Raw genomic sequence first — 25527 nt, 5'->3', positions numbered from 1 at the left:
CGTACGACGTACCGTGGCCGGCGCATCCGCTGGGAGCGGACGACCGGCCGGGTCAGTATACGCAGCCGATCACGCAGCGAGGTTTAAGAATTGTCAGAAAAGTGTGACCGGCGCCAGGCGCTGCCGGCACCGTGATACGGGCCGTCAGCGACGGCGCATCAGGAACACGAACGTCTTGTCCTGCGTCGTCGATTCGACGATCTCGTTGCCCGTCTGCTTCGCGAACGCCGCGAAATCGCGCTGCGAGCCGGGATCGGTCGCGAGCACCTTGAGGATTTGCCCGCTTTCCATATCGGCGAGCGCTTTCTTGGCACGCAGGATCGGCAACGGGCAATTGAGCCCGCGCGCGTCCACTTCCTTGTGAATCTGCATCGGCTGTCGACCTTCGAATGACGCGCCGTTCAAGGCGCGGAGAGAAGCCGCGATTTTACCGCAGCGCCGCCGTGCCTGCCCGGGCCGCCACCAGGCGGACGCCCGCGGACACCGGGCTCAGGTGCCCGAAAAGCCGCCCGCGAGCCGTTCGCGCAGGTGCCGCACGAGCGCGCGCACCGCGCTCGGCACGACCGGGCTGTACGGGCGGATCGCGAAGATGTGGTCGCCGAACGCGCCCGACGGCCGCCAGCCGTCGAGCAGCGCGACCAGCCGGCCGGCGTCGAGATCGCGCTGCGCGCTGAAATCCGGCAGCAGCGCGATGCCGAGCCCGCCGAGCGCGGCCTCGCGCATCGCCTCGCTGTTGTTCGCCGCGAAGCTGCCGCGCACCGGCACGCTCACGCGCTCGCGCCGCCGGCCGTGCGGCTCGAAGCTCCATGCGGCCGGCTCGTTGTCGCGCAGATAGCACAGGCAACTGTGCTCGACGAGCTCGCTCGGGTGGCGCGGAACGCCACGCGCGTCGAGATAGTCGCGGCTCGCGACGAGCAGCGAGCGCGTGTCGCACAACTTCCATGCGACGTGGGTCTGCGGCGCGGTGGTCGTATGGCGGATCGCGAGGTCGAAACCCTCCTGCGTCAGCGAATGCAGCCGGTCCGACAGGTCGAGCTCGATCTGCACGCCCGGATGCTGCCGCAGGAAATCGGGCAGGTGCGGCACGACCTGCTGGCGCCCGAGCGCGACCGGCACCGTCAGGCGCAGCAGGCCGCGCGGCTCGCCGGCCAGGTCCTTCACGCGCGCGAAGTGCTGCCCGATCGACTCGAACGCGTCGCGCGTGCTGTCGACGAGCGTCTGGCCAGCGTCGGTGAGCCGCACGCTGCGCGTCGTGCGCCGCACGAGCGGCACGCCGGCGGCCTTTTCGAGATCGGCGATACGCTGGCTCATCGCGGCCTTGCTGATGCCGAGCCGCTGCGCGGCGGCCGTGAAACTGCCGGCCGCGGCCAGCACCGTCAGCGAATGGATATGCGGCCAGAGCGCCTGGACATTTTGCTGATTCATCCGGTGATTATTCAGAATTCTGAACAGTGAATCAAGCTGAGCGGCCTTCTCCCGCCCCGCCCGTTTGCCTAGACTGGGCGCTGTCCACCCTCACCCGATCCCCCAGGAGACACGATGAATCCGGTTCCCGCGTACACCTCCGACGCCGACGTCGGCCACTATGTCGACGGCGCGCCCATCGCCGGCCGCAGCGGCCGCTTCCAGGACGTCCTCAACCCGGCGCTCGGCCGCGCGGTGCGCCGCGTGGCGCTCGCCGACGACAGCGAAGTGCAGCAGGCCGTCGCGTCGGCCCACGCCGCGTTCCCGGCCTGGGCCGCGACGCCGCCGATCCGCCGCGCGCGCGTGCTGCACCGCTTCCTGCAACTGATGAACGAGCACCGCGACACCCTCGCGGCGATCATCACGGCCGAGCACGGCAAGGTGTTCTCCGACGCGCAGGGCGAAGTCGCGCGCGGCATCGACATCATCGAATTCGCGTGCGGCGTGCCGCAGCTGCTGAAGGGCGACTTCACCGACCAGGTCAGCACCGGCATCGACAACTGGACGATGCGCCAGCCGCTCGGCGTCGTCGCGGGCATCACGCCGTTCAACTTCCCGTGCATGGTGCCGTGCTGGATGTTCCCGGTCGCGATCGCGACGGGCAACACGTTCGTGCTGAAGCCGAGCGAGCGCGACCCGTCGGCGGCCCTGTTCATCGCCGACCTGCTCACGCAGGCCGGTCTCCCGGCCGGCGTGTTCAACGTCGTGCAGGGCGACAAGGGCGCGGTCGACGCGCTGCTCGACCACCCCGACGTGCAGGCCGTCAGCTTCGTCGGCTCGACGCCGATCGCGGCATACGTGCAGCAGCGTGCCGTGCAATCGGGCAAGCGCGTGCAGGCACTCGGCGGCGCGAAGAACCACCTCGTCGTCATGCCCGACGCGAACCTCGAGCAGGCCGTCGATGCGCTGATCGGCGCCGCGTACGGCTCGGCCGGCGAACGCTGCATGGCGATCAGCGTCGCGGTGCTGGTGGGCGACATCGCGGACCAGATCGTGCCGCTGGTGGCCGAGCGCGCGCGCAAGCTGGTGATCGGCGACGGCATGTCGCCGGAAGTCGAGATGGGCCCGATCGTCACCGGCGACGCGCTGAAGCGCATCGAAGGCTATATCGAGCAAGGCGTGAACGAAGGCGCGCAACTGGTGGTCGACGGCCGCGGGCTGCGCGTGCCGGGCCGCGAGGCCGGCTTCTTCACCGGCGGCACGCTGTTCGATCACGTGACGCCCGACATGCGCATCTACCAGGAAGAAATCTTCGGGCCCGTGCTCGGCTGCGTGCGCGTGAAGGATTTCGGCGAAGCGGTCGACCTGATCAACGCGCATGAATTCGGCAACGGCGTGTCGTGCTTCACGAGCGACGGCGGCATCGCGCGCGAGTTCGCGCGGCGCATCCAGGTCGGCATGGTCGGCATCAACGTGCCGATTCCGGTGCCGATGGCGTGGCATGGCTTCGGTGGCTGGAAGAAGAGCCTGTTCGGCGACATGCACGCGTACGGCGAGGAAGGCGTGCGCTTCTACACGCGCCAGAAGTCGGTGATGCAGCGCTGGTCGTCGAGCATCGGCAAGGGCGCCGAATTCGCGATGCCGACCGCGAAGTAACCGCCTGACGGTACACCGCCCGCTGCGCTGTCGCGCGGGCGGTGCGCCGGCAACACCGGCAGGAGGCGTCAGCCGGCCTGCGTGCCGTGCGCGCCGTCGGCGGTCGGCAGGTACGACAGTTCGAGCCGGTACGCGAGCGCGACGAACAGGCTCTGCGCAAGACCCATCGTGGCCGTCAACGCGCGGAAGCCGAACGTCGCGCTGTCCTGCACCATCAGCGTCACCTCGGCCTCCCGCGCCAGCGGGCTCATCCGGCTGTCGGTGATCGCGATCAGCCGTGCGCCGCGCTGCACGGCCTGCTGCGCGACCTGCACGGTTTCCTCCGCATACGGCATGAACGAGATGACGATCATCACGTCGCCCTCGCGCACCGAGCGGATCTGCCCGAGATGCATGCTGCCGAGCGCGCTGAACAGCCCGATGCGCTTGTCGGTGTGCTGCAGCGCGTAATCGAGATACACGGCAATCGGAAACGCGCGCCGCGAGCCCGCGATCCAGATCGCCTGCGTATCGGCGAGCAGGTCGACGGCCTGCGCGAGCGCCTGCGAGTCGAGCGTCTGCCGCAGCTGCTGCATCCCGGCAATGCTGCCCTTGATGAATTCGTCGGCGATCTGCTCGGGCTGCAGGCTCGACGAGCCCGATTCGATCACGTCGCGCAGCCGCAGGTTGTACGCGCGCCCCGGCGCGATCTGCTGCGCGAGCCCTTCGCGGAACAGCTTCTGCATCTCGGAGAAGCCGGAAAAGCCGAAATGCTTCGCGAAGCGCACGACGGCCGACGGCTGGACGCCGCACGCCTGCGCGAGCGTCTGGATGCCTTCCAGGCCAAGCTGGTCCCGATGCGTTTCCACGTGGCGCGCAATCACCTTCAGGCGATTGCTGAGGCCGTCGTACTCCTGCGTCAGGTGCTGCAGGAACTGCTCGACGGTGGCGGGAGGTTTCTCGGATGAACTCATCGGATAGCGCGAAGTTGACGGCCCCGATGTGCGCGCGATACTGGCGGGCGCGGCCCGGGACTCGACTGGATACATGCATGAAGGGCGAATTTAATCACGTTTGCGACGCGGCCCGCGCCGCGTGCTCGCTCCCACGCGCTCGATCATCACTTGCCTACGCTCCACGGCAACACTGGAAGCGATTGTCCAACGCTCACGCGGCGTCGTAAAGATTAGGGTGTCTACCAACGCCGGCCGACGGCGCGAAGCCTTGCGCGACGGGCGCGCGGCGCACTGCAGCCGGCCCGTCGCGCGCGGTTCGACCGGTTCAACGATAGTCGACCCACACGCCGCCCGCATCGGCGGAGCGCACGCAGTTCTCGACCCAGCGCACGCCTTCCACGCCCGCATGGACGTCCGGATAGCGGATGCTCTTCAGTGCCGCGACGTCGCCGCGGTCGGCCGCATCCATCGCGAGCGCGAAGCGCGCATACAGATTCGACCAGGCCTCGAACAGCCCTTCCGGATGCCCGGCGCCGATGCGATCCTCGCGCAATGCATGCGGATGCAGATAACCCATCCCGCGATCGAGCACCTGCGCCGGCTGCCCCTGCACTTCGTAGCGCAGCTGGTTCGGATGCTCGTCCCACCACTCGACGCTCGCCTTCGAGCCGATCACGCGCACCTTCTGGCTGTGCATCGAGCCCGCGTTCACCGCGCTCGACCACACGTAGCCGACCGCACCCGTGTCGTATTCCATGATCGTGAACGCGTTGTCTTCCAGCGGCGCGCGGCTCTTCACGAAGCTCTGCCGCGAACACATCAGGCGCCGGATCTTCAGCTCGGGCGCCATCACCTCGGAGATGTACAGCGGATGCGTGCCGATGTCGCCGAGCACGTAGCTCGGGCCCGCGAACTTCGGGTCGACGCGCCAGCGCGCGGCCGCGCTCGCGGCCTCGACACCCTCGCTGTGGAACCCGTGCGCGAACTGCATCTGCACGATGCGGATCTCGCCGAGATCGCCGCGCGCGATCATCTCGCGCGCCTGCTCGATCATCTGGTGTCCGGAATAACCGTACGCGACGCCGACGATCCGGTTCTTCTCGACCGACAGCCGCTGCAGCGCCTCGGCCTCCTCGGTCGTGAAGCACAGCGGCTTCTCGCAGACCACGTGCAGCCCCGCGTTCAGCGCGGCGCGGCAGATCTCGAAGTGCGTGTTGTTCGGCGTCGCGATCGAGACCGCGCGAATGCCGTCCGGGCGGCGCGCCTCGGCGTCGAACATCGTCGCGTAGTCGGGATAGCAGCGCTCGGCCGCGACGCCGAGCTTCACGCCGAACTGGCGGCCGCGTTCGGGATCGATGTCGAACGCGCCGGCGACCAGCTGGAAGCTGCCGTCGCGCAGCGCGGCCGACCGGTGGCTGTAGCCGATCTGGCTGCCGAGCCCGCCGCCGACCATGCCCCAGCGAATCGAATGTCCAAGCAGAATCTGTCCGTCAATCATGATGAGGGTGTTCCTGGTCCGTGTTCAGTTCAGGGTGGGTGTGATGCGGTGGATCACGCGAAGCCGGCCGATGCGAGAAACGCGCGGCTCGCGGCGACGTCGCGCAGGCTCGTGCCGGCATTGCGCGGGTCGCGCTCCTGCTCGATCGTGATGTATCCCGCGTAGCCGATGTCGTCGAGCGCGTGCCGGATCGACCGGTAGTCGAGCACGCCGGTGCCGATCGGGCACATCACGCCGCGCGCGCACGCGGCGAAGAACGCGATGTGCTCGCCCATCACCGCGTCGTACACGGCCGCGTCGATGTCCTTGAAATGCACGTAGTCGAGGCGCGCCGCGTGGCGGCGCAGCCAGGCTTCCGGATCCATGCCCGAGTAGTACAGGTGGCCCGTGTCGAGACAGAGGCCGGCCGTGCCGGCCGGAATGTCGGCGACGATCCGGTCGATCTCGTCCGCGAACTCGATGTAGCCGCCCGCATGCGGATGAATCACCGTGCGCACGCCGAATTCGTCGCGCGCGATCGTCGCGATCTGCCGGATGTGGTCGACCATCGCCGCCCAGCTGTCGTCCGACAGCCGCGGCGCGCGATCGCCGTGGCCGGCCGCGTAGTCGCGTTCGTCGTGGCCCCAGTCCATCACGACGAGGTACGGCGCCGCGTAGCGCTGGCCGTCCTGCGTCGGCAGCTTCGGCAGCCGCGTGATCAGCGCGCAGATCTCGCGCGTCTGGCGCAACAGGTTCGGCAGGTTCTCAGGCGACACGAGATCGTCGAAGATCGTGCCGGCGGTGATGCTCAGGCGTTGCCGCTCGAGCTCGGCGCTCACCACGTCGAGTTCGAGCGGGATGTAGCCGTACGGCCCGAGCTCGATGCCCGAGTAGCCGGCCTCGGCGGCTTCGGCAAGCACCTGCCGCCACGGCGGCAGGTGCGGGTTCTTCACGTCGTCGACACCCCAGCAGCACGGTGCGCAACCCATCTTCATCGTCATGTCGGTCAGTCCGGCAAGTAGGCGGCTGCGGTTCAGCCGCGATAGAACGCAGGGCGTTCGGCCATCGCGATCGGCTCGACCGCCCCGCTCTTTTGCGCACGCACGCAGGCGTCGGCCGCGACCGCCGCCGCGTAGCCGTCCCAGGCCGACGGCCCGGTGAGCGCATGCGCGCGCACGCCGTCGATGAACGCCTGCAGCTCGACGTCGTACGACGCGATGAAGCGCTCCTTCCAGTCGGTCATGATCTCGACCGACTGCCGCGCCGAATGCTTGAGCCCCACGGCCGGCGGATCGGGCAGCTTCGCGATGCCCTGCTCGCCGACCACCTCGCACTGGATGTCGTAGCCGTACTGGCAGTTCACGAAGATCTCGACGTCGATGCGCACGCCGCTCGCGGTTTCCAGCAGCACGATCTGCGGATCGGCGAGATGCGCGGACGCATGGCGCGTCTTCCTCGGATAGACGACCTGCGTGCTCACGTAGTCCTCGCCGAGCAGCCAGCGCAGCACGTCGAGCTCGTGGATCAGCGTGTCGGTGATCGCCATGTCGGTCGTGTAGCGCTCGCCGACCGACTGGTTGCGGTGCGCGCAATGCAGCATCAGCGGTGCGCCGATCTCGCCGCTGTCGATCACCCGCTTCAGCGCGCGATAGCCTTCGTCGTACGGCCGCATGAAGCCGACCTGCACGAGCCGCTTGCCGTGCGCGACTTCGGCTTCGACGATCCGCATGCAGCCTTCGGCCGTGACGGCGAGCGGCTTCTCGCAGAACACGGGCTTGCCGTGCGCGATCGCGTCGAGCACGAACGCTTCGTGCGTCGGCCCCCACGACGTGACGAGCACGGCCTGCACGTCGGCGGCGGCGACCACCTCGTGGCCGTCGCCGTAGATCTCCGCGTCGAGCCCATACTTCGTCACCGCGTCGCGCGCCTGCTGCGGATCGATGTCGTTGACGGCCACGACGCGCGCGCCGGACAGCGTGCGGGTCAGTCTGCGAATATGGTCCTGGCCGATCGCACCGCAGCCGATCACGCCGATTTGCAAGGTCATCTAAAAGTCTCCAGTCGTTCATTGGCGGCGCGGCACGCGCCGCACCGGTCAGTCATCCGTCAGCGCGCGGCGCGATCGAAATGGCGATCGACGTAGCGCTGGATCGTGTCGCGCATGTAGCGCGACGACGCTTCCGCACGGTCCTCCCACGCGAACACGCACGACGACATCACGCCGTCGAAGCCTGCCGCGCCGAGCGCGCGAAAGAACACGTCCCAGTCGATCTCGCCCTGCCCGATGTCAAGATGCTGGTGCACGCGAATCTGGTTCGAACCGGGCGGGTTCACGATGTAGCGCAGCTGGCTGCTCTTGCGATGGTCGAAGGTGTCGGCCACGCGCACGTGCGCGAGGATCGGCGCGGCCTGCGCGATCATCGCGGCCATGTCGTCGCCGTAGTAGAACGTGTGCGGCGCGATGTACGACAGCCTCAGCGACGGCGAGCCGATGTTCGTGACGATGTCGATCGCCGGCTGCAGCTGCTCGATCCAGTCCTCCGGATGCGGCTCGACCGACAGCACGATGCGTTCGCGCTCGAGGATCGGCAGCAACTCGTCCATCGACCGGAACCACGCGGCTTCGCACAGCTCCTTCGGGTTCGCCCCCGGCCGTTCGCCGACCGAGCGCTCGGGTGACGCGCCGCGCCCGAACTCCGACACCATCAGCGCGCACTCCATCTCGACCGCCACCTCGATCGCCTGCTTCCAGCAGCGCACCGCCCATTGCCGCTCGTCCTCGAACGGGCTCGCCCAGCGGTACATCGGCTGCAGCGACGCGAGGCCGACGCCGCTCGCGCGCATCGCCTGCCGGAAAGCGGCCATCCGCTCGCGTGTGGCGCGGGGCATCACCCACCAGTCGAGAAAGTCGCTGCGCGGCGACAGCTCGATCTGGTCGTAGCCGAGCTCGGCCACCGCGTGCGGCAGGCGGTCGAGCGGCAGGTGGCGAATCATGTAGGGGTCCAGCGCGATCTTCATCGAATATCCTCGACGGTGGCGGGTTCCAGGCGAAGGCGGCGGCACGTGCCACCCTCGATCTGCGATGCACGAAGGGTCAGCGGCGCTTCTTCTTGTTGCGGTACTGGTCGGCGATCACGGCCGCGACGATGATCGCGCCCTTGACCATCTCCTGGTAATACGCGTCGATGCGGATGAACGTGAAGCCCGACGTCATCACGCCGAGGATCAGCACGCCGATCACGGTGCCCGTCACGCGGCCGAGGCCGCCCGACAGCGACGTGCCGCCGATCACGACCGCCGCGATCGCATCGAGCTCGTACATCACGCCCATGCCCGACTGGCCGGAGATCGCGCGCGCGGCCGTCACGGTGCCGGCGATCCCGCTCAGCAGGCCCGCGATCGCGTAGACGAAGATCAGGTGGCGCGTGACGTTGATGCCCGACACGACGGCCGCATGACGGTTCGCGCCGATCGCATAGGTGTACTTGCCGAAGCGCGTGTAGCGCAGCACGACGTGGAAGATCGCGGCGATCACGAGAAAGATGATCACCGGATTGGCGCCCGCGCCGATGGCCGCGAACTGGTCGGTCAGCATCGACACCGGCATCCCGTTGGTGAACCACTTCGCGAAGCCGCGCGCGGCCACCATCGTGCCGAGCGTCGCGATGAACGGCGGGATGCCCGTCATCGCGATCAGCGAGCCGTTCAGCAGGCCGACCAGCAGCCCGACGCACACGCCGGCCAGCACGGGCCAGATGATCGGCAGGTCGGTCAGGTGCGGAAACACCGCGCGCGGGAAGTCGGACACCTGCGCGAGACTGGCCGAGACGACCGCCGCCGCGGCCACGACCGAGCCCGACGACAGGTCGATCCCGCTGGTGATGATCACGAGGTTCACGCCGACCGCGATGATGCCGATCACGGCCATCTGCAGCACGATGATCTCGAGCCGCTCGGTGTTGAACAGGAAGCTCTGGCCGACGACGATCCAGCCGACGATCTCGAAGAACAGGCTGATGCCGACGAGCACGAGGAAGATGCTCAGCTCGGGCGGCCACTTCGTGTGCCGCGTCTTGAGGGTCATGGTCTGCGCATCCGCGACCGGGTTCAGGTTGCCCATTGCTTTGTCTCCAATCTTGTTGCGGCTCAGCGCGACGCGAGATCCATGATGCGGACCTGGTCGGCGTCCTTGCGATCGACGATGCCGGTCATGCGCCCTTCGTGCATCACCATCACGCGATCGCTCATTCCCAGCACTTCCGGCATCTCCGACGAGATCATCAGCACCGCGACGCCCTTGCCGGCGAGCGCGCTGACGAGCCGGTGGATCTCGGCCTTCGCGCCGACGTCGATGCCGCGCGTCGGTTCGTCGAGGATCAGGATGCGCGGCTGCGTGAGCAGCCACCGGCCGATCAGCACCTTCTGCTGGTTGCCGCCCGACAGGTTCTGGATTTCCTCGTGCAACCCGGGCGACTTCACGCGCAGCATCCGGCTCATTTCCTCGCAGTCGCGCTTCAGTTGCGCCTGCTGCACGAAATTGAACTTCACGTAGCGGTGGCTGAGCACCGCCGCTTCCATGTTCGCGAGCAGGTCGAGATTCAGGAAGCAGCCGGTGTCCTTGCGGTCTTCGGTGAGAAAGGCCATCCCGTGCTTCATCGCCTGCGCGGGCGTCGTGATGCGCACCGGCTTGCCGTCGATGCGGATCTCGCCCGACGTGGCCGGCACGACGCCGAACAGCGCCTCCGCGACGTTCGAGCGCCCCGAGCCGACGAGGCCGGCCACGCCGAGGATCTCGCCCGCGCGCAGCTCGAAGCTCACGTCGCGGAACACGCCGTCGACGCCGAGGTTCCGCACCGACAGCACGACGTCGCCGATCGGCACCTCTTCCTTCGGGAACATCTGCGTGATCTCGCGCCCGACCATCATGCGGATGATGTCGTCGCGCGTGACGTCGCTCGATGCATGCGTGCCGATGTACTTGCCGTCGCGGAACACCGAGAACTCGTCGGCGATCTCGAACAGCTCGTTCATCTTGTGCGTGATGTAGACGATGCCCTTGCCCTGCTCGCGCAGCTGGCGAATGATCCGGAACAGGTGCGTGACTTCCTTGTCGGTCAGCGCGGAAGTCGGCTCGTCCATGATCAGCACGTCGGAGTCGAACGACACGGCCTTCGCGATCTCGACCATCTGGCGGCTCGCGACGGTCAGCGTGCGCACGTCGGTTTCCGGATCGATGTCGATCGACAGCCGTTCGAACAGCTCGGCCGTCTGGCGGCGCAGCGCGGCGTGATCGATCAGGCCGAAACGGTTCTTCGGTTCGCGGCGGATCCAGATGTTCTCCGCGACCGTCATGTACGGCATCAGGTTGAGTTCCTGGTGGATCATCGCGATGCCGCGGTCGAGCGCATCGAGCGGGCCGTTCAGCACGACCGGCTCGCCGTTGATCAGGATCTCGCCCTGGTCGGGCGTGTAGACGCCGGCAATGATCTTCATCAGCGTCGACTTGCCCGCGCCGTTCTCGCCCATCAGCGCGTGGACGGTGCCGCGGCGCACGCGGAACTGCACGCCGTCGAGCGCGACGACGCCCGGAAAGGACTTGCCGACACCGCGCACCTCGAGCACGCAGTCGGCCGCGGAAGAAGCCGGCGGGGCCGACGCGCCGGTCGAGCCGGACGAAGCGGCCCGCGCATCGTCGCCGGCCATCGGGCGCGCGACTCTGGCTGTAAACATGGACGTTCCTCGACAAGTCGTGCGCGAACCCGGTCGTGCCGGGCCCGCGCCATTCAACGGATCACCGGTCAATGCTTCGCGTACTGGTTCATGTTCTCGGGCGTCACGAGCTCGAACGGCACGTTCACGTAGCGGTCGACGGGCTGCTTCTTCGCGAGCTTGAGCGCGGCCGCGACGGCCTGCTGCCCCTGCCCGGATGCGTTCTGGTACACCGACACCTTCAGCTCGCCGCTCTTCATCGACGCCAGGCCGTCCGGCGTCGCGTCGATGCCGGCGACGATCGTCTTCGGCGTCCACTTGCGCGCGGCCTTCAGCGCGTTGATCGCGCCGATCGCCATCTCGTCGTTGTTGGAGATGATCGCGTCGTACTTCGTGCCGGAGCTCAGCCAGTTCATCGTGATGTCCTGGCCCTGCGTGCGGCTCCACTTGCCTTCGCGCTTGTCGACGATCTTCATGCCCGCGCAATCCTTCGTCGCGATCACGTCCTCGATGTCCTTGGTGCGGGCGCGCGCCGATTCGTTGGACAGCTCGCCCATCAGCACGAGAAGGTCGCCCTTGCCGCCGAGCAACTTGCACACCTGGCGCGCCTGCAGCGTGCCCGACTGCTTCTCGTCGGACGCGACCACCGCGACGCCCGCCGGCAGCTTGTCGAAATCGACCGGCTTGCGGTTCACGTAGACGAGCGGAATCTTGGCCGCCGTCACCATCTTGGTGATCTTCGGCGTCGCGTCGGTATCGACCGCGTTCACGATGATCGCGTCGACCTTCTGCGCGATCATGTTCTGGACCTGGCTCAACTGCTTGCCGACGTCGTTGCCGCCGTCCTCGATCTGCACCGTCGCGCCGTCCTTCTTCGCCGAATCGGCGATGCTGTTGCGCAGGATGGTCAGGAACGTGTCGTCGAACGACGCCATCGTCACGCCGATCTTCTCGGCATGCGCGAGCGGCGCTGCCAGGATCGCGGCGGCCGCGACGGCCATCAGCTTGGTCTTCATGATCAATCTGTCTCCTCATCTCCGGGGGGCGGAAGACGGCGCGTTGCGCGCCGCCGGGCCGAGTCCGATCGAAGCCGATACGGACTGAAGCATCCGGATGAAACTGTAGATCACTTCCTCGAAAATTTGGAAATTTATTTCTACGTGATTTCACCTAGGGAACTGGATTTCCAAAAAGTCTAGACTCCGTTCCGTAGCCCGATTCCTTGCGGCAGGCAGTCCCGCGTCGTGCAGCACACGATGCGAAGCGTCGCCCGAGCTTCGGTCCCCTAATCTGCCGGCATCGCCGAACGCCGGCCGCGAGCGTGACACGTGATATGAGCCTGCTGACCTTTCCGAGTGACCGCCCCATCGATCTCGCCTGCCTCGGCCGCGTGGCCGTGGATCTCTATGCGCAGCAGTACGGCAGCCGCCTGGAAGACGCGCGCAGTTTCCAGATGTATCTCGGCGGCTCGTCCGGCAACGTCGCGTTCGGCGTGGCCCGGCTCGGGCTGAAGACCGCGATGATCTCGCGCGTCGGCGACGAACAGATGGGCCGCTTCCTGCGCGAGACGCTCGAGCGCGAAGGCTGCGACACGAGCCAGCTGCAGACCGACCGCGAGCGCCTCACCGCGCTGGTGCTGCTCGGGCTGAAGGACCGCGACACGTTCCCGCTGCTGTTCGTGCGCGAGAACTGCGCGGACATGGCCGTGCGCGCCGACGAGATCAGCGAGGACTTCATCGCCGGCTGCCGCGCGCTCGCGATCACCGGCACGCACCTGTCGACGCCGGGCACGCGCGAGGCGTCGCTGACCGCGCTCGGCTATGCGCGCCGCCATGGTGTCGTGCGGATCCTCGACATCGACTACCGGCCGGTGCTGTGGGGGCTGACCGCGCGCGGCGCGGGCGAAAACCGCTACGTGCCGGACGCGCAGGTGACGCGGCAGCTGCAGCAGGTGCTCGGCGAATTCGACCTGCTGGTCGGCACCGAGGAGGAATTCCTGATCGCGGGCGGCGTGCCGCACGACGTGATCGGCTCGTTGCACGCGGTGCGCAAGATCACGAACGCGACGCTGGTCGTCAAGCGCGGCGCGCTCGGCTGCTGCGTGATCGAGGGCGACATTCCCGCCCGCATCGACGATGCGCCGACCTATCTCGGCGAGCGCGTCGAGGTGCTCAACGTGCTCGGCGCGGGCGATGCGTTCCTGTCGGGCCTGCTGTCGGGGCTGCTGCGCGGGCGCGACTGGGCCGAGTCGACGCGCATCGCGAACGCGTGCGGCGCGATCGTCGTGTCGCGCCATGCATGCTCCGCCGCGATGCCGACGCCGGCCGAGCTGGCCCACTGGTTCGACGGCAGCCGCAATCCGGTGGTCGACGCCGACCACACGCTCGCGCACCTGCATCGCGTGACGGTGCCGCGCCGCGAATGGGACGACCTGTGCGTGATGGCGTTCGACCATCGCAGCCAGTTCTACGAACTCGCGGTGCAGGCCGGCGCGGACGAAGCGCGGATCAAGACGCTGAAGCGCCTGCTCGTGCGCGCGGTCGAACAGGTCGAGCGCGATCGCCAGATCGAAGGCCATGTGGGCGTGCTGATCGACGGCGGCGGCTACGGCAGCGACGCGCTGGCGTCGGCGACCGGACGCGGCTGGTGGGTCGGCCGCCCGGTCGAGCTGCCGGGCTCGCGGCCGCTGCGCTTCGACGAAACGCGCTCGGTCGGCTCGTCGCTCACGCACTGGCCGACCGAACAGGTCGTGAAGTGCCTCGTGCACTATCACCCGGACGACCCGGTCGACCTGCGCGTCGAACAGGAGCAGCGCGTGCTGGAGCTGTGGGAAGCCACGCGCGCCAGCGGCAACGAACTGCTGCTGGAAATGATTCCGCCGCGCGCGGTCACGCCGGCCGGCACCGAGGACGACGCGGTGCTGCGCACGATCGCGCGCTTCTACAACCTCGGCGTGAAGCCCGAATGGTGGAAGCTCACGCCGCTCACCGCCGACGGCTGGACGCGGCTCGCCGCGCTGATCGCCGAGCGCGACCCGCATTGCCGGGGCGCCGTGATCCTCGGGCTGAACCAGCCGCTGCAATACCTCGTCGACAGCTTCCGCTCGGCGACCAACCCGATCGTCAAGGGCTTCATGGTCGGGCGCACGCTGTGGGCCGACGCGTCGCTGAACTGGTTCGCCGGCCGGATCGACGACCAGGCGCTGATCGACGAAGTCGCCGGCAACTTCGCGCAGCTGGTCGACGCGTGGCTCGGCCGCCGTGCCGCGGCCGCCCGCGCCGCCGCGGCCTGACGCGACGCCTGCGATGACCCTTTCCTCTTCACCGACCGACATGACCTCTACCGTGAGACTGACCGTCAGCCAGGCGCTCGTGCGCTACCTGGCCGCCCTGCGCGCCGAAGTCGTCCAGCCCGACGGCCGCACCGAGATCCTGCCGTACTGCGGCGGCGTGTTCGCGATCTTCGGCCACGGCAACGTGGCCGGGCTCGGCGAGGCGCTGCACGCGGAAAAGGACCGCCTGCCGACCTTCCGCGCGCACAACGAGCAAGGGATGGCCAATGCGGCCGTCGCATTCGCGAAAGCGAATTTCCGCCAGCGGATGATGGCCGCGACGTCGAGCATCGGCCCCGGCGCGACCAACATGCTGACGTCGGCCGCGCTCGCGCACGTCGGCCGGCTGCCGCTGTTGCTGCTGCCCGGCGACGTGTTCGTGTCGCGGCTGCCCGACCCGGTGCTGCAGCAGGTCGAGGATTTCGAACAGGGCGACGTCAGCGCGAATGACTGCTTCCGGCCGGTGACGCGCTACTTCGACCGCATCACGTCGCCCGAGCAGCTGCTCGTCGCGTTGCCGCGCGCGATCCAGGTGATGACCGACCCCGCGCAGTGCGGCCCCGTGTGCCTCGCGCTGCCGCAGGACGTGCAGACCTTCGCATACGACTGGCCCGGGGATTTCTTCGCGCCGCCGGTGATCCGGATGCGCCGGCCGCCGGCCGACGCGCTCGAACTCGCCGATGCGCTCGACGTGCTGAAGGCCGCGAAGAAGCCGCTGATCGTCGCGGGCGGCGGCGTGCTGTACAGCCAGGCGTGGGATGCGCTGCGCGCGTTCGCCGAGACGCATGGCGTGCCGGTCGCCGAATCGCAGGCCGGCAAGGGCAGCCTCGCGTGGGACCATCCGCTGAATCTCGGGTCGATCGGCGTGACGGGCTCGCCGGCCGCGAACCGTGCGGCCGCGCAGGCCGACGTGGTGTTCGCCGTCGGCACGCGGCTGCAGGATTTCACGACCGGCTCGCATGCGCTCTACGGCAATGCGACGCTATTGAGCCTGAACGTGCAGCCGTTCGACGCGGGCAAGAAACGCGGCCGTCAACTGGTGGCCGATGCGCGCACGGGCCTCGGCCAGTTGTCGGCCGCGCTGGCCGGCTGGCAAGCCGATCCGGCCTGGACCGCCAGCAACCGCGACCAGGCCGCCGCATGGAATGCGCGCGTGACCGAGCTCACGACCCGGATTCCGAAGGACACGCTCCCGTACGACGCGGAAGTGATCGGCGCGGTGCGCGACTCCGCGGCCGACGCGGGCCGCGACAGCGCGCGCGATGATCTCGTCGTGTGCGCGGCCGGCACGCTGCCGGCCGAACTGCACAAACTGTGGCGCAGCGGCGTGGCGGGCAACTACCACATGGACTATGCGTACTCGTGCATGGGCTACGAGGTCGCGGGCGGCCTCGGCGCGAAACTCGCGCGGCCCGAACGCGAAGTGATCGTGATCGTCGGCGACGGCTCGTACATGATGCTCAACGCGGAACTCGCGACGTCGGTGATGCTCGGCCGCAAGCTCATCGTCGTGATCCTCGACAACCGCGGCTACGGCTGCATCGAGCGGCTGCAACTGAATTGCGGCGGCGCGAGCTTCAACAACATGCTCGACGACTGCGTGCCGGAAGGCGGCGAGCGCTCGACGATCGATTTCGCGATGCATGCGCGCGCGATGGGCGCCGAAGCCGTGCACGTGCGCGACATCGGCGAGCTGCGCAGCGAGATGAAACGCGCCCGCGCGGCGACGACGAGCCAGGTGCTCGTGATCGACACCACGCACCGGCGCACGACCGACGACGGCGGCGCATGGTGGGAAGTCGCGGTGCCGCAAGTATCCGAGCGCGCCGGCGTCGATGCAGCGCACCGCGCGTATCTCGATGCGAAGACCCGGCAGCGGCGCTGATCGCGCGCACGGCCCACGCACCCTCCCCGCGAACAATACATCCGAACCAAGGAAGCACGTCATGAGCTGGAACGTCCGCATCGGTATCAATCCCCTGTCGTGGATGAACGACGACCTGCCGTCGCTCGGCGGCGAGACACCGCTCGAAACGGCGCTGAAGGAAGGCGCCGAAATCGGCTACGCGGGCTTCGAGCTCGGCAACAAGTTTCCGAAGACGGGCCCCGAGCTGAAGGCGAAGCTCGCCGAGTTCGGGCTCGTGTGCGTGTCGGGCTGGTATTCGGGCTTCCTCGCCGAGGTCGAGCCGGGCATGAGCGACGCCGATGCGGTCGCCGCCGAGATCGAGCGCTGCCGTGCACACCTGACGAAGCTGCAGGTCAACGACGTGAAGGTCGTCGTGTACGGCGAATGCGCGGGCACGATCCAGGGCAACATCGACATGCCGGTCGCGAAGCGGCCGCGCTTCGTCGACGACGCAGCCTGGCGACGCTACGCGGCGCGCCTCGACGCGTTCGGCGCGCACCTGCTCGACACGTACGGCATCAAGCTTGCCTACCATCACCACATGGGCGCGTACGTCGAGTCGCCCGACGACGTCGACCGGCTGATGGCGCTGACCGACCCGGCGAAGGTATTCCTGCTGTTCGATACCGGCCACGCGTATTTCGGCGGCGCGGCCGACCCGGTCACGCTGCTGAAGAAGCATGTGTCGCGCGTGGTTCACGTGCATTGCAAGGACGTGCGACCGCAGGTCGTCACGCAGGCGCGCAACGACGGCTGGAGCTTCCTGAACGGCGTGATCAACGGCACCTTCACCGTGCCGGGCGACGGCGCGCTCGACTACGAGGCGACGCTGCACACGCTGAAGGACGCCGGCTACGAAGGCTGGCTCGTCGTCGAGGCCGAGCAGGATCCGGCCGTCGCGCCAAGCTATGCGTATGCGAAGAAGGGTTACGAATCGCTGCGCGCGATCGTCGACCGGTTGAGCGCGTAAGCGCGTGAACGCATGAGCCCTACCCTGTTGCGGAGCCCCACCCCATGACGATTTCTCCCCTGCTGATCAAGGCCTCGGCCGACCGCGAGATCTGCAACGTCACGCCCGAATCGGCCGGCTGGAAGCACGTCGGCTTCCGTGCGCTGCGCCTGAAGGCCGGCGACACCGAAACGCTCGACACCGGCGCGCGCGAGCTGTGCGTCGTCGTGCTCACCGGCACTGTGCGCGCGGAGGTCGACGGTGCCACCTACGATGCGCTCGGCAAGCGCGACAGCGTCTTCGAGGATGTATCGCCGGACGCGCTGTACGTGCCGGGCGGCAAGACGGTCACGCTGGTCGCGACGCGCGATGCGGAAATCGCGCTGTGCACCGCGCCGTACGCGAGCGGCGACAAGCGCGTGCAACGCCTCGACGGCGAGCGGATGCGGCGCTCGGTACGCGGGCAAGGCACCAACACGCGCTACGTGTGCGACATCCTGATGGGCGACAACCCGGCGGCCGACCGGCTGCTCGTGGTCGAAGTCGTCACGCCGGCCAGCCATTCGAGCAGCTATCCGCCGCACAAGCACGACCGCGACGCGGCGCCTGACGAAACGTCGCTCGAGGAAACCTATTACCACCGGATCGATCCGCCGCAGGGTTTCGCGTTCCAGCGCGTGTACACGGACGACCGCAGCCTCGACGAAGCGTGCGCGGTCGAGGACCACGACGTCGTGATGGTGCCGCGCGGCTACCACCCGGTGGTCGCGCCGCACGGCTACAACCTGTACTACCTGAACGTGATGGCCGGCCCGAGCCGCGCGTGGGCGTTCAAGAACGATCCCGCGCACGAATGGATGCTCGACGCCCCGAAGCGCTGATGGAAAGACGGGCCCGCGCGCGGCCCGTGACGATGCGACGCCCGGCACGCGCACCCAGCGCCGGCGACGCCACGGAGCCGCCATGGTGACGACCCTCTTTCGCCTCGAACCCCATCCCTTCGACGACGACGCGTCGAACCCGGCGCTGCCGCGCTTCGACGCAGCGGTCGCCCGCCGGATGGGTGAAATCGCTGTCAACCTTGCGTCGCGCCGCGGGCTGCCGATCGCGGTGAGCATCGTCGGCGAGCAGGCGCCGCTGTTCTACTGCGCGCTCGACGGCAGCGATGCCGGCAACAGCGATGCGATCCGCCGGCGGCAAAACACGGTATTGCGCTTCGGCCTGAGTTCGCTCGCGGTCGGCGAGCGGTTTCGCCGCGCCGGCTGGTCACTGCAGTCACAGGGGCTGTCGGATGACGACTATGCGCTCGACGGCGGCGGCGTGCCGTTGCGGCTCGCCGGGGCCGGCATCGTCGGCGCGATGACGATCGCGGGACTCGACTCCGAGCACAATCACACGCTCGTCGTCGAGAGCCTGCAGTGGCACGTCGGCCGTTACGCGCTCGCGATGCACGCGTAACGATACGGGCGGCGCGATCGGCGCACGCGCGCCGCTGCACCGCCCTTGCCGGATCAGTTCAACCCGCCGCTCACGACGAGGTGCTCACCGGTCATCCAGCGCGCATCGTCCGACGCGAGGAACACGGCCACCGACGCGATGTCGTCCGGCTCGCCGAGGCGGCCGAGCGGCGTCTGGCCGAGCACCTGCGCTTCGAGATCGGAACCGATGATGCCCGCGCTGTGCGTGCCTTCGGTCACGACCATCCCCGGGTTGATCGCGTTCACGCGGATCTTGCGCGGCGCGAGTTCGAGCGCGAGCACGCCGGTGATCGCGTCGACCGCGCCCTTGGTGCCGCTGTACACGGCGCTGGCGGGCGGCGTGATGCTGGTCACCACCGAGCTGATGTTGATGATGCTCGCGCCTTCGCCGAGGTGCTTGACCGCGGCCTGCGTGGTCAGCAGCACGCCGAACACGTTCGTGTCGAACTGCCGGCGGTAGTGCTCTTCGGTGATCGCTTCGATCGGCGCGAATTCGTACACGCCGGAATTGTTGACGAGCACGTCCAGACGCCCGTACGTGTCGATCGCCGTATCGACGATGCGTTGCGCGTCGGCTGCCTTCGACACGTCGCCGCCAACCGCGACCGCGCGGCCGCCGGCTTCGACGATCGCGCTCACGACCGCATCGGCGCCTGCCTTGCTGCTCGCGTAGTTGACGACGACCGACGCACCTTCCGCGGCCAGTGCCTTCGCGATCGCCGCGCCGATGCCCTTCGATCCGCCCGTGACGATCGCGACCTTGTTTGCCAGCTTGCTCATGATTTCATTCCTCAGTCAGAAGACTTTCGATGGAGGGTGCCGGCTGCCGCGCTGTTGCGTCGTTGCGTCGAGATGCAACCGGTATGACTGGCAATTTACTGTGCGGTACCGCGGCGATAAAGCGGCTCGACACGAATTGACTGGCAGCGTTTTCCGAACAATCGCTCGCGCGCCGTTATCGTCGTCATGTCAGATGGCGCTCAGCCACGGATCAGCGAGCGAGCGCCGCAACCCACTGAGCGCAACATGCGCCTCCCTCTACGGCGTGTTCGTATCGACGAAGCTGGAAACCAGCACGAGCTTTGATGCGACACCGTGTAATTCGCTGACGACAGGTAGGACCCTGCCGGCCTACTCGAGTGCAAACGAGAACGGAATCCGCGCCGGCCGTAGCGTATCCATGCTGATTCCGGCAAGCTTGGTGCGGCCCCGCGCAATCAACCTGTCCTCGCGGTATACATCTTGACGAAACGCGAGCCTTACGCCCGTGAACTCGTCAAGTGTGGTCTGAATCGTGAGCAGCTCATCGTGGCATGCCGGCGACATGAATTCGGTCTCGATGCCGCAGACAATGAGGCCGCGCCGCTGCCCGCTCATCATCTCGGCCAGATCGACACCGTTCGCGCGATACCATTCCATCCTTGCTTGATCGAAGTAACGCAGGTAGTGAGCGTGATAAACGACGCCGCCGAGATCGATGTCAGCGAACGGTACGCGCATCGAATAATGGTGACTGCGATGATCGGGAACACGGTGCATGTCACGGCCTCCTGAAACGTAAGCAAACAGAATGCGAACAGCGTGCATGCCGCGTCACGACAAACCCGCGTGCACGTGATCCAGCTTACCGATCGCGAGCGAAACGTTCACGCCTCCGAAACCGAAGCTGTTGGACATCGCGGTCTTGAGACACCGATCGGTCGGGTGCATGACGATATCGAAGCCTTCCGCCGCATCGTCCAGCCGTGCCACGTTGGCATTCGGCGCGATGAAGCCATGTTCGAGCATCAGCAGCGTATAGATGAATTCGTGCACCCCGGCTGCGCCCTGGGCATGGCCGGTGGTCGTCTTCGTCGACGACAGCGGAGGCGCGCCGGCACCGAAGACTTCGCGAATCGCGTCCAGTTCGCGAATGTCGCCGACCGGGGTGGACGTGCCGTGCGTATTGAGATAATCGATCGGAGCCGCGACGCCGCGCAATGCGAGACGCATGCTGCGCGCCGCTCCCTCGCCCGACGGCGCGACCATGTCCACGCCGTCGGTCGTCGTTCCATGCCCGATCACCTCTGCGTAGATGCGCGCGCCACGCGCAAGCGCGTGTGCCAGTTCCTCGACGACGACAAGTCCGGCACCGCCGGAAATCACGAAGCCGTCACGTTCAGCATCGTAGGTGCGAGACGCGCACGCGGGTGCGTCGTTGTAGCGAGTCGACAGCGCGCCGATCGCGTCGTACTGACACGCGATTTCCCACCCGACTTCCTCGGCGCCGCCGGCGAACACAACGTCCTGCCGGTCAAACGCAATCAGATCGACTGCGTGTGCGATACATTGCGCGGATGCCGCACAAGCGGCGCAGATCGCGTAGCAGACTCCGCGGATACCGAAAGCGACGCCGAGACACGCCGCGTACATTGACGGCATCGACTGCACGATATCGTAGGCGCCGACGCCGCGCAGCCCACGCTCACGCATCGCCTGAGTCGCATGGAGATAGCCATTCGGAATCCCGCACGCGTTGCCGACGACAACCCCCGTGCGCGCGTTCCATACGTCGTGCGCCGCGAGCCGCGAGTCATCGATCGCCTGCTGCATGCACGCATGCGCCTGCAGCGCGGCCGGCGTCATGAAGCGAAGGTGGCGCCGATCGACGCGGTCCGCGTACGGCAGGTCGACCGGCGCCCATACGTGGCTGCGCAGACCCACCTCCTGGAACAGTGCCGACGACGTGATGCCGCTGCGGCCTGTGCGCAACGCGTCGACCACGGTACGCACATCGCTACCGATACTGGACGCGATGCCGATGCCCGTAATAACCGCTCGCCTCATGGCCCCGTTCTCCATGGACAGACCACTCACGGTAGCTAAAAGGGCCGACCATGGCGTTCGACCGGCCGTCTGACAGACAGCGCCCTGTATCGATCATGACGTGCGAATACAACAATCAAATCAATAGTGTATTTATCACACGAATTCAAGTATGCCGCGCGGCATCTGCGCTGAGAAGGAGAGCGAAATTTTTACGCTACCGATCGGCCCGTTCGATGAAGAGATGGAAGTGCACGACAGGGGCACTTAACCGGCGCTCAGCCACGCGTTCGCGACCTCGCCGCCCAGGCCGTCGAGCGCGCCGTCATAGACGATCCGTCCGCGCCCCATGACCGCGACGCGCCGCGCGAGCCGCGGCGCGAACTGCAGCCGCTGCTCGATCAGCACGATCGCGACACCGTCGGCCTGCAGCGCGGCGAGGCACGCGCCGACTTCGTCGACGGCGAGCGGCGCGAGCCCTTCGGCCGGTTCGTCGACGATCAGCACGCGCGGGCGGCCGGCCAGCGCCCGCACCAGCGCGAGCACCTGCTGCTCGCCGCCCGACAGCCGCCCCGCTTTCACGTCCGCGCGCGCGGCCAGCAACGGAAAGCGGTCGAACAGCCGTTCGAGCGCCGTGCGTTCGGCCACGCCGCTGACGCCGCGCAGCCCGAGCCGCAGGTTGTCGCGTACCGTCAGCAGCGGAAACACGTCGCGGCTTTCGGCGACGTAAGCAACGCCGCGCCGCGCGATCTCGAACGTGCGCGCCCCCACGCATTCGGCGCCGCCGATGCGCACCGAGCCGGCCGTGCGCACGAGCCCCATCACGGCCTTCGCGAGCGTCGAGCGCCCCGAGCCGTTGCGGCCGAGCAGCGCGAGCGTCTCGCCTGGCGCCAGCGCGAGATCGACGCCGTCGAGCACGGGTTGCAGCCCGTACCATGCGCGCAGGTCGCGAATGTCGAGCAGCGCGCTCATGGGCCGCCCTCGCCCAGATAGGCGGCCCGCACGGCCGGATCGGCGCGGATCGCATCGGGCGCGCCGGTCGCGACCACCGTGCCGCGCACGAGCACCGTGATGCGTTCGGCGAAACCGAACACCGCATCCATGTCGTGTTCGATCAGCAGGACCGTGCGCCCCTGCGTCGTCGCGCGAATCAGCGCGATCATCCGCGCCGCCTGCGCGCGGCTCATCCCGGCCGTCGGCTCGTCGAGCAGCAGCGTGCGCGCGCCGCTCGCGAGTGCGATCCCGAGATCGAGCGCGCGCTGTTCCGCATAGCTCAGTTCGCCGGCCAGCGTGTCGCGGTGCGCATCGAGGCCGATGTCGTGCAGCACGCGAGCGGCCGCGAGATCGACCGACGCCGCTTCGCGCAGCCGGTTCCACCAGCGCCGCCGCTCAGCCGGCGCATGCAGCGCCGCGCAGCGCAGGTTGTCGAACACGGTCAGCCGCGCGAACGCGCTCGTCTGCTGGAAACTGCGGCCGATGCCGAGCCGGCTCGCGACGACCGGCCCGCGCCCGCGCAGCTCGACGCCATGCAGCACGACGCGCCCGCGCATGGGCCGCACCGCACCGGCGATCACGCCGAACAGCGTCGACTTGCCCGCGCCGTTCGGCCCGATCAGCGCATGACGCTCGCCGGCGGCGATGCTCAGTTCGACGCCGTCGAGCACCGTCTGCGCGCCGAAGCGCTGCACCACGCCGTGCAGCGCGATCGCGTTGCCGTTCATCGCCCGTCCTCCCGCTTGCCGGCTTGCCCGCCCGGCGCGAGCCGCGTGCGCCAGCCCCACAGCAGCGTGCCGATGCCGAACGCGGAGCACGCGACGGCCCAACCGGCCGGCGTATCGGCGTCGACGCTCCAGGCGCCGAACGCGAAGCCCGCGCCGTCGTCCTGCGCGAAGCGCCACGCGTAGCCGAGCTCGGCCGCGCAGACGACAGCGACGCTCCAGAACACGCACGCACCGACCGCGCACAGCATGCGCCACCGTTCGGCCGCCGGCGCGCCGCGCCGCAACGCCTGCGCGAGCGCTTGCACGATCCCGGCGATCCCGCGCGGCGCGGCCATGACGACCACGACGAACAGCACGCCGAGATACAGCGCCCACGCGCGCGACACGCCCGCGACGACGATGCTCAGCACCGTGAGCACGGCCGCACCGGCCGCCGGCCCGAAGAACGCGCCGGTGCCGCCGATCACGGCAGCGATCAGCACGGTCGCCGAACGCGCCATCGATACGCTGTCGGGCGTCGCGATCTCGACGTCGATCAGCGTCAGCGTGCCGGCGACGCCGGCGAAGAACGACGCGCAGGTGACCATCGCGAGCCGCACGCGGCGCGGATCGGACCCGAGCGCGGCCACGCGCACCGGGTTGTCGCGCACCGCATTCGCGAGCCGCGCGAGCGGCGTGCGCGTCAGCGCATGCATCGCCCACGCCGACGCGAGGCACCACGCGGCGACCACCGCATACGCCTGGACGGGTGCGCCGAAATGCCAGCCGCCCCACGGCGTGCCGCTCGCGCGGTCGATCGGCACGCCGCCGATTCCGCCGAACCAGGCCGGCACGCTCCACGCGGCGGCCGCGACGCATTCGCCGAGCCCGAGCGTGATCATCGCGAACGCGGTGCCCGAGCGGCGCGTCGCGAGCAGCCCGGCGGCAAAGCCGAAACCGGCGCCGGCCACGCCGCCGACGAGCGGCAATAGCGGCAGCGGGCCGCCAAAGTGGTTGAACCAGTGCGCGGCCGCGAACGCGCCGAGGCCCGCGAACGCCGCGTGCCCGAACGACAGCAGCCCGGTCGTGCCGAGCTGCAGGTTGTACGACAGGGCGAGCACGACGAGCGCGGCCGTCTGTGCGAGATAGCCGAGCACCGCGCCATGCGGCCACAGCCACGCGGGCAGCACGACGCAGGCGGAGAACAGAGACCAGCGCATCACGCCGGCGAGCATGCGGTTACGCATCGGCACGCTCGCCGAACAGCCCGCGCGGCCGCGCGACCAGCACCGCGACGAGCAGCAGGTACGGCACCAGCGGCGCCAGCTGCGCGATCGACACCGCGGCCATGCTGTCGGGCAGCGCGATGCCCGCCCATTCCGTGAGGTCGCGCAGCGACGTGTCGCTCGCGGCCGCGAAGGTCTGCGCGAAGCCGACCGCGAGCGACGCCGCGAACGCGCCGCCGAGCGAGCCGAGCCCGCCGATCACGACGACCGCGAACACGACCGACCCGACCGTTTCGGCCAGCGCGGGTTCGATCACCGCGAGCGGCGCGCCGATCACGCCGGCCAGCGCCGCGAGCGCGGTGCCCGCGCCGAACAGTGCAGTCATCACGCGCGGCACGTCGTAGCCGAGCGCCTCGACGGCCGCGCGGTGCGTGAGCGCGGCGCGCACGACGAGCCCGATGCGCGACGCGCGCAGCAGCGCGCCGAGCGCGACCAGCATCGCTGCGGACATCGCCATCATGAACAGCCGGTAGCGCGGCAGCGCGAGGCCGAATACGGTCACGGGCGCGCCGTCGAACAGCGCCGGCACGGGCGCCGGCAGCGGCGCGAGGCCCCACACGAGTTTCGCGCCCTCGCCGATCAGGTATGCGAGGCCGAAGGTCAGCAGCAGTTCGCTCGTATGGCCGCGCGCCTGCACGCGGCGCAGCAGCATGCGTTCGCAGCCGGCGCCGAGCAGCCCGACCGCGAGCGGCGCGAGCACCAGCGCGGGCCAGAAGCCCGCGCCGGCCGCGATGCTGTAGCCGACGTACGCGCCGAGCATGTAGAAGCTCGCATGCGCGAAATTGAGCACGCCCTGCACGCTGAAGATCAGCGTGAGGCCGGCCGACAGCATGAACAGCAGCAAGCCGTAGCTGAGGCCGTTGAAGGCCTGGAGCGCGAACGCGTGCACCG

At 68.5% G+C, this 25527-nt stretch carries 23 protein-coding genes; 6 read left to right on the top strand and 17 right to left on the bottom strand.

Features of this window, described 5'->3' with window-relative positions; translation table 11 throughout:
• Positions 1 to 144 precede the first annotated feature (144 nt).
• Positions 145 to 372, bottom strand: coding sequence for a sulfurtransferase TusA family protein (locus CFB40_RS07675; RefSeq protein ID WP_006402122.1), 228 nt, complete (start codon positions 370 to 372; stop codon positions 145 to 147).
• Between the two features lie 117 nt (positions 373 to 489).
• Complete coding sequence (locus CFB40_RS07670; protein WP_089430970.1) at positions 490 to 1425, bottom strand: LysR family transcriptional regulator; 936 nt, start codon at positions 1423 to 1425, stop codon at positions 490 to 492.
• Positions 1426 to 1539: 114 nt separating this feature from the next.
• Here CFB40_RS07670 and CFB40_RS07665 point away from each other — a divergent pair, with 114 nt between their 5' ends.
• Entirely contained in the window at positions 1540 to 3060 is a 1521-nt protein-coding gene (locus tag CFB40_RS07665; RefSeq protein WP_089425173.1) for a CoA-acylating methylmalonate-semialdehyde dehydrogenase, read from the top strand.
• Between the two features lie 68 nt (positions 3061 to 3128).
• On the opposite strand, the gene CFB40_RS07660 is transcribed toward CFB40_RS07665, so the two are convergent.
• The 8 genes from CFB40_RS07660 to CFB40_RS07625 form a co-directional block, all read right to left on the bottom strand.
• Positions 3129 to 4013, bottom strand: a complete 885-nt coding sequence (locus CFB40_RS07660; RefSeq protein WP_089425172.1) for a MurR/RpiR family transcriptional regulator — start codon at positions 4011 to 4013, stop codon at positions 3129 to 3131.
• A 307-nt stretch (positions 4014 to 4320) separates the two neighbouring features.
• A complete protein-coding gene (locus CFB40_RS07655; protein WP_089430969.1) occupies positions 4321 to 5493 on the bottom strand; it encodes a Gfo/Idh/MocA family protein in 1173 nt (390 codons plus the stop codon).
• A gap of 53 nt (positions 5494 to 5546) precedes the next feature.
• Positions 5547 to 6473 carry a TIM barrel protein gene (locus CFB40_RS07650; protein ID WP_089430968.1) on the bottom strand — a complete coding sequence of 309 codons (927 nt, stop codon included), beginning with the start codon at positions 6471 to 6473 and terminating at the stop codon, positions 5547 to 5549.
• A 32-nt stretch (positions 6474 to 6505) separates the two neighbouring features.
• A complete protein-coding gene (locus CFB40_RS07645; protein ID WP_089430967.1) occupies positions 6506 to 7519 on the bottom strand; it encodes a Gfo/Idh/MocA family protein in 1014 nt (337 codons plus the stop codon).
• 59 nt (positions 7520 to 7578) lie between these two features.
• Entirely contained in the window at positions 7579 to 8490 is a 912-nt protein-coding gene (locus CFB40_RS07640) for a sugar phosphate isomerase/epimerase family protein (RefSeq protein ID WP_089425168.1), read from the bottom strand.
• 76 nt (positions 8491 to 8566) lie between these two features.
• Positions 8567 to 9592: an ABC transporter permease gene (locus CFB40_RS07635; protein ID WP_089425167.1), complete on the bottom strand. Its 1026-nt coding sequence runs from the start codon at positions 9590 to 9592 to the stop codon at positions 8567 to 8569.
• 26 nt (positions 9593 to 9618) lie between these two features.
• Positions 9619 to 11202, bottom strand: a complete 1584-nt coding sequence (locus tag CFB40_RS07630) for a sugar ABC transporter ATP-binding protein (RefSeq protein WP_089430966.1) — start codon at positions 11200 to 11202, stop codon at positions 9619 to 9621.
• 68 nt (positions 11203 to 11270) lie between these two features.
• Positions 11271 to 12197: a sugar ABC transporter substrate-binding protein gene (locus CFB40_RS07625; protein ID WP_089430965.1), complete on the bottom strand. Its 927-nt coding sequence runs from the start codon at positions 12195 to 12197 to the stop codon at positions 11271 to 11273.
• Between the two features lie 317 nt (positions 12198 to 12514).
• Here CFB40_RS07625 and CFB40_RS07620 point away from each other — a divergent pair, with 317 nt between their 5' ends.
• The 5 genes from CFB40_RS07620 to CFB40_RS07600 all read left to right on the top strand — a co-directional run bounded on the left by CFB40_RS07620 (position 12515) and on the right by CFB40_RS07600 (position 18825).
• Entirely contained in the window at positions 12515 to 14473 is a 1959-nt protein-coding gene (locus CFB40_RS07620; protein ID WP_089430964.1) for a bifunctional 5-dehydro-2-deoxygluconokinase/5-dehydro-2-deoxyphosphogluconate aldolase, read from the top strand.
• A gap of 40 nt (positions 14474 to 14513) precedes the next feature.
• Positions 14514 to 16397 (top strand): 3D-(3,5/4)-trihydroxycyclohexane-1,2-dione acylhydrolase (decyclizing), encoded by a 1884-nt coding sequence (iolD, locus tag CFB40_RS07615; protein WP_089430963.1) that lies wholly within the window; start codon positions 14514 to 14516, stop codon positions 16395 to 16397.
• 61 nt (positions 16398 to 16458) lie between these two features.
• The gene (gene iolE / locus CFB40_RS07610) at positions 16459 to 17388 is read left to right on the top strand and encodes a myo-inosose-2 dehydratase (RefSeq protein WP_089430962.1); all 930 of its coding nucleotides are present in this window, start codon (positions 16459 to 16461) and stop codon (positions 17386 to 17388) included.
• A 44-nt stretch (positions 17389 to 17432) separates the two neighbouring features.
• Positions 17433 to 18248, top strand: coding sequence for a 5-deoxy-glucuronate isomerase (gene iolB / locus CFB40_RS07605; RefSeq protein WP_089430961.1), 816 nt, complete (start codon positions 17433 to 17435; stop codon positions 18246 to 18248).
• Between the two features lie 82 nt (positions 18249 to 18330).
• Positions 18331 to 18825 carry a heme-degrading domain-containing protein gene (locus CFB40_RS07600; protein ID WP_089430960.1) on the top strand — a complete coding sequence of 165 codons (495 nt, stop codon included), beginning with the start codon at positions 18331 to 18333 and terminating at the stop codon, positions 18823 to 18825.
• Between the two features lie 53 nt (positions 18826 to 18878).
• On the opposite strand, the gene CFB40_RS07595 is transcribed toward CFB40_RS07600, so the two are convergent.
• From CFB40_RS07595 to CFB40_RS07565, 7 genes are all read right to left on the bottom strand, one after another.
• The gene (locus tag CFB40_RS07595; protein ID WP_089425159.1) at positions 18879 to 19625 is read right to left on the bottom strand and encodes an SDR family NAD(P)-dependent oxidoreductase; all 747 of its coding nucleotides are present in this window, start codon (positions 19623 to 19625) and stop codon (positions 18879 to 18881) included.
• Positions 19626 to 19976: 351 nt separating this feature from the next.
• Positions 19977 to 20384 (bottom strand): acyl-CoA thioesterase, encoded by a 408-nt coding sequence (locus CFB40_RS07590; protein WP_179255258.1) that lies wholly within the window; start codon positions 20382 to 20384, stop codon positions 19977 to 19979.
• Positions 20385 to 20438: 54 nt separating this feature from the next.
• Positions 20439 to 21671, bottom strand: a complete 1233-nt coding sequence (locus tag CFB40_RS07585; RefSeq protein WP_089430958.1) for a beta-ketoacyl synthase N-terminal-like domain-containing protein — start codon at positions 21669 to 21671, stop codon at positions 20439 to 20441.
• 246 nt (positions 21672 to 21917) lie between these two features.
• Positions 21918 to 22622 carry an ABC transporter ATP-binding protein gene (locus CFB40_RS07580; RefSeq protein WP_089425158.1) on the bottom strand — a complete coding sequence of 235 codons (705 nt, stop codon included), beginning with the start codon at positions 22620 to 22622 and terminating at the stop codon, positions 21918 to 21920.
• Positions 22619 to 23371: an ABC transporter ATP-binding protein gene (locus CFB40_RS07575; RefSeq protein ID WP_089430957.1), complete on the bottom strand. Its 753-nt coding sequence runs from the start codon at positions 23369 to 23371 to the stop codon at positions 22619 to 22621. The genes CFB40_RS07580 and CFB40_RS07575 overlap by 4 nt, the downstream gene beginning before the upstream one ends.
• Positions 23368 to 24597: a branched-chain amino acid ABC transporter permease gene (locus tag CFB40_RS07570; protein WP_089430956.1), complete on the bottom strand. Its 1230-nt coding sequence runs from the start codon at positions 24595 to 24597 to the stop codon at positions 23368 to 23370. Before CFB40_RS07570 ends, CFB40_RS07575 begins: the two co-directional genes overlap by 4 nt.
• Positions 24590 to 25525: a branched-chain amino acid ABC transporter permease gene (locus CFB40_RS07565; RefSeq protein WP_089431397.1), complete on the bottom strand. Its 936-nt coding sequence runs from the start codon at positions 25523 to 25525 to the stop codon at positions 24590 to 24592. The genes CFB40_RS07570 and CFB40_RS07565 overlap by 8 nt, the downstream gene beginning before the upstream one ends.
• Positions 25526 to 25527 lie beyond the last annotated feature (2 nt).

Origin of the sequence: Burkholderia sp. AU31652, from assembly GCF_002223155.1 — a bacterium.
GTDB lineage: Bacteria > Pseudomonadota > Gammaproteobacteria > Burkholderiales > Burkholderiaceae > Burkholderia.
This window is presented reverse-complemented; position numbering and strand designations above follow the sequence as displayed.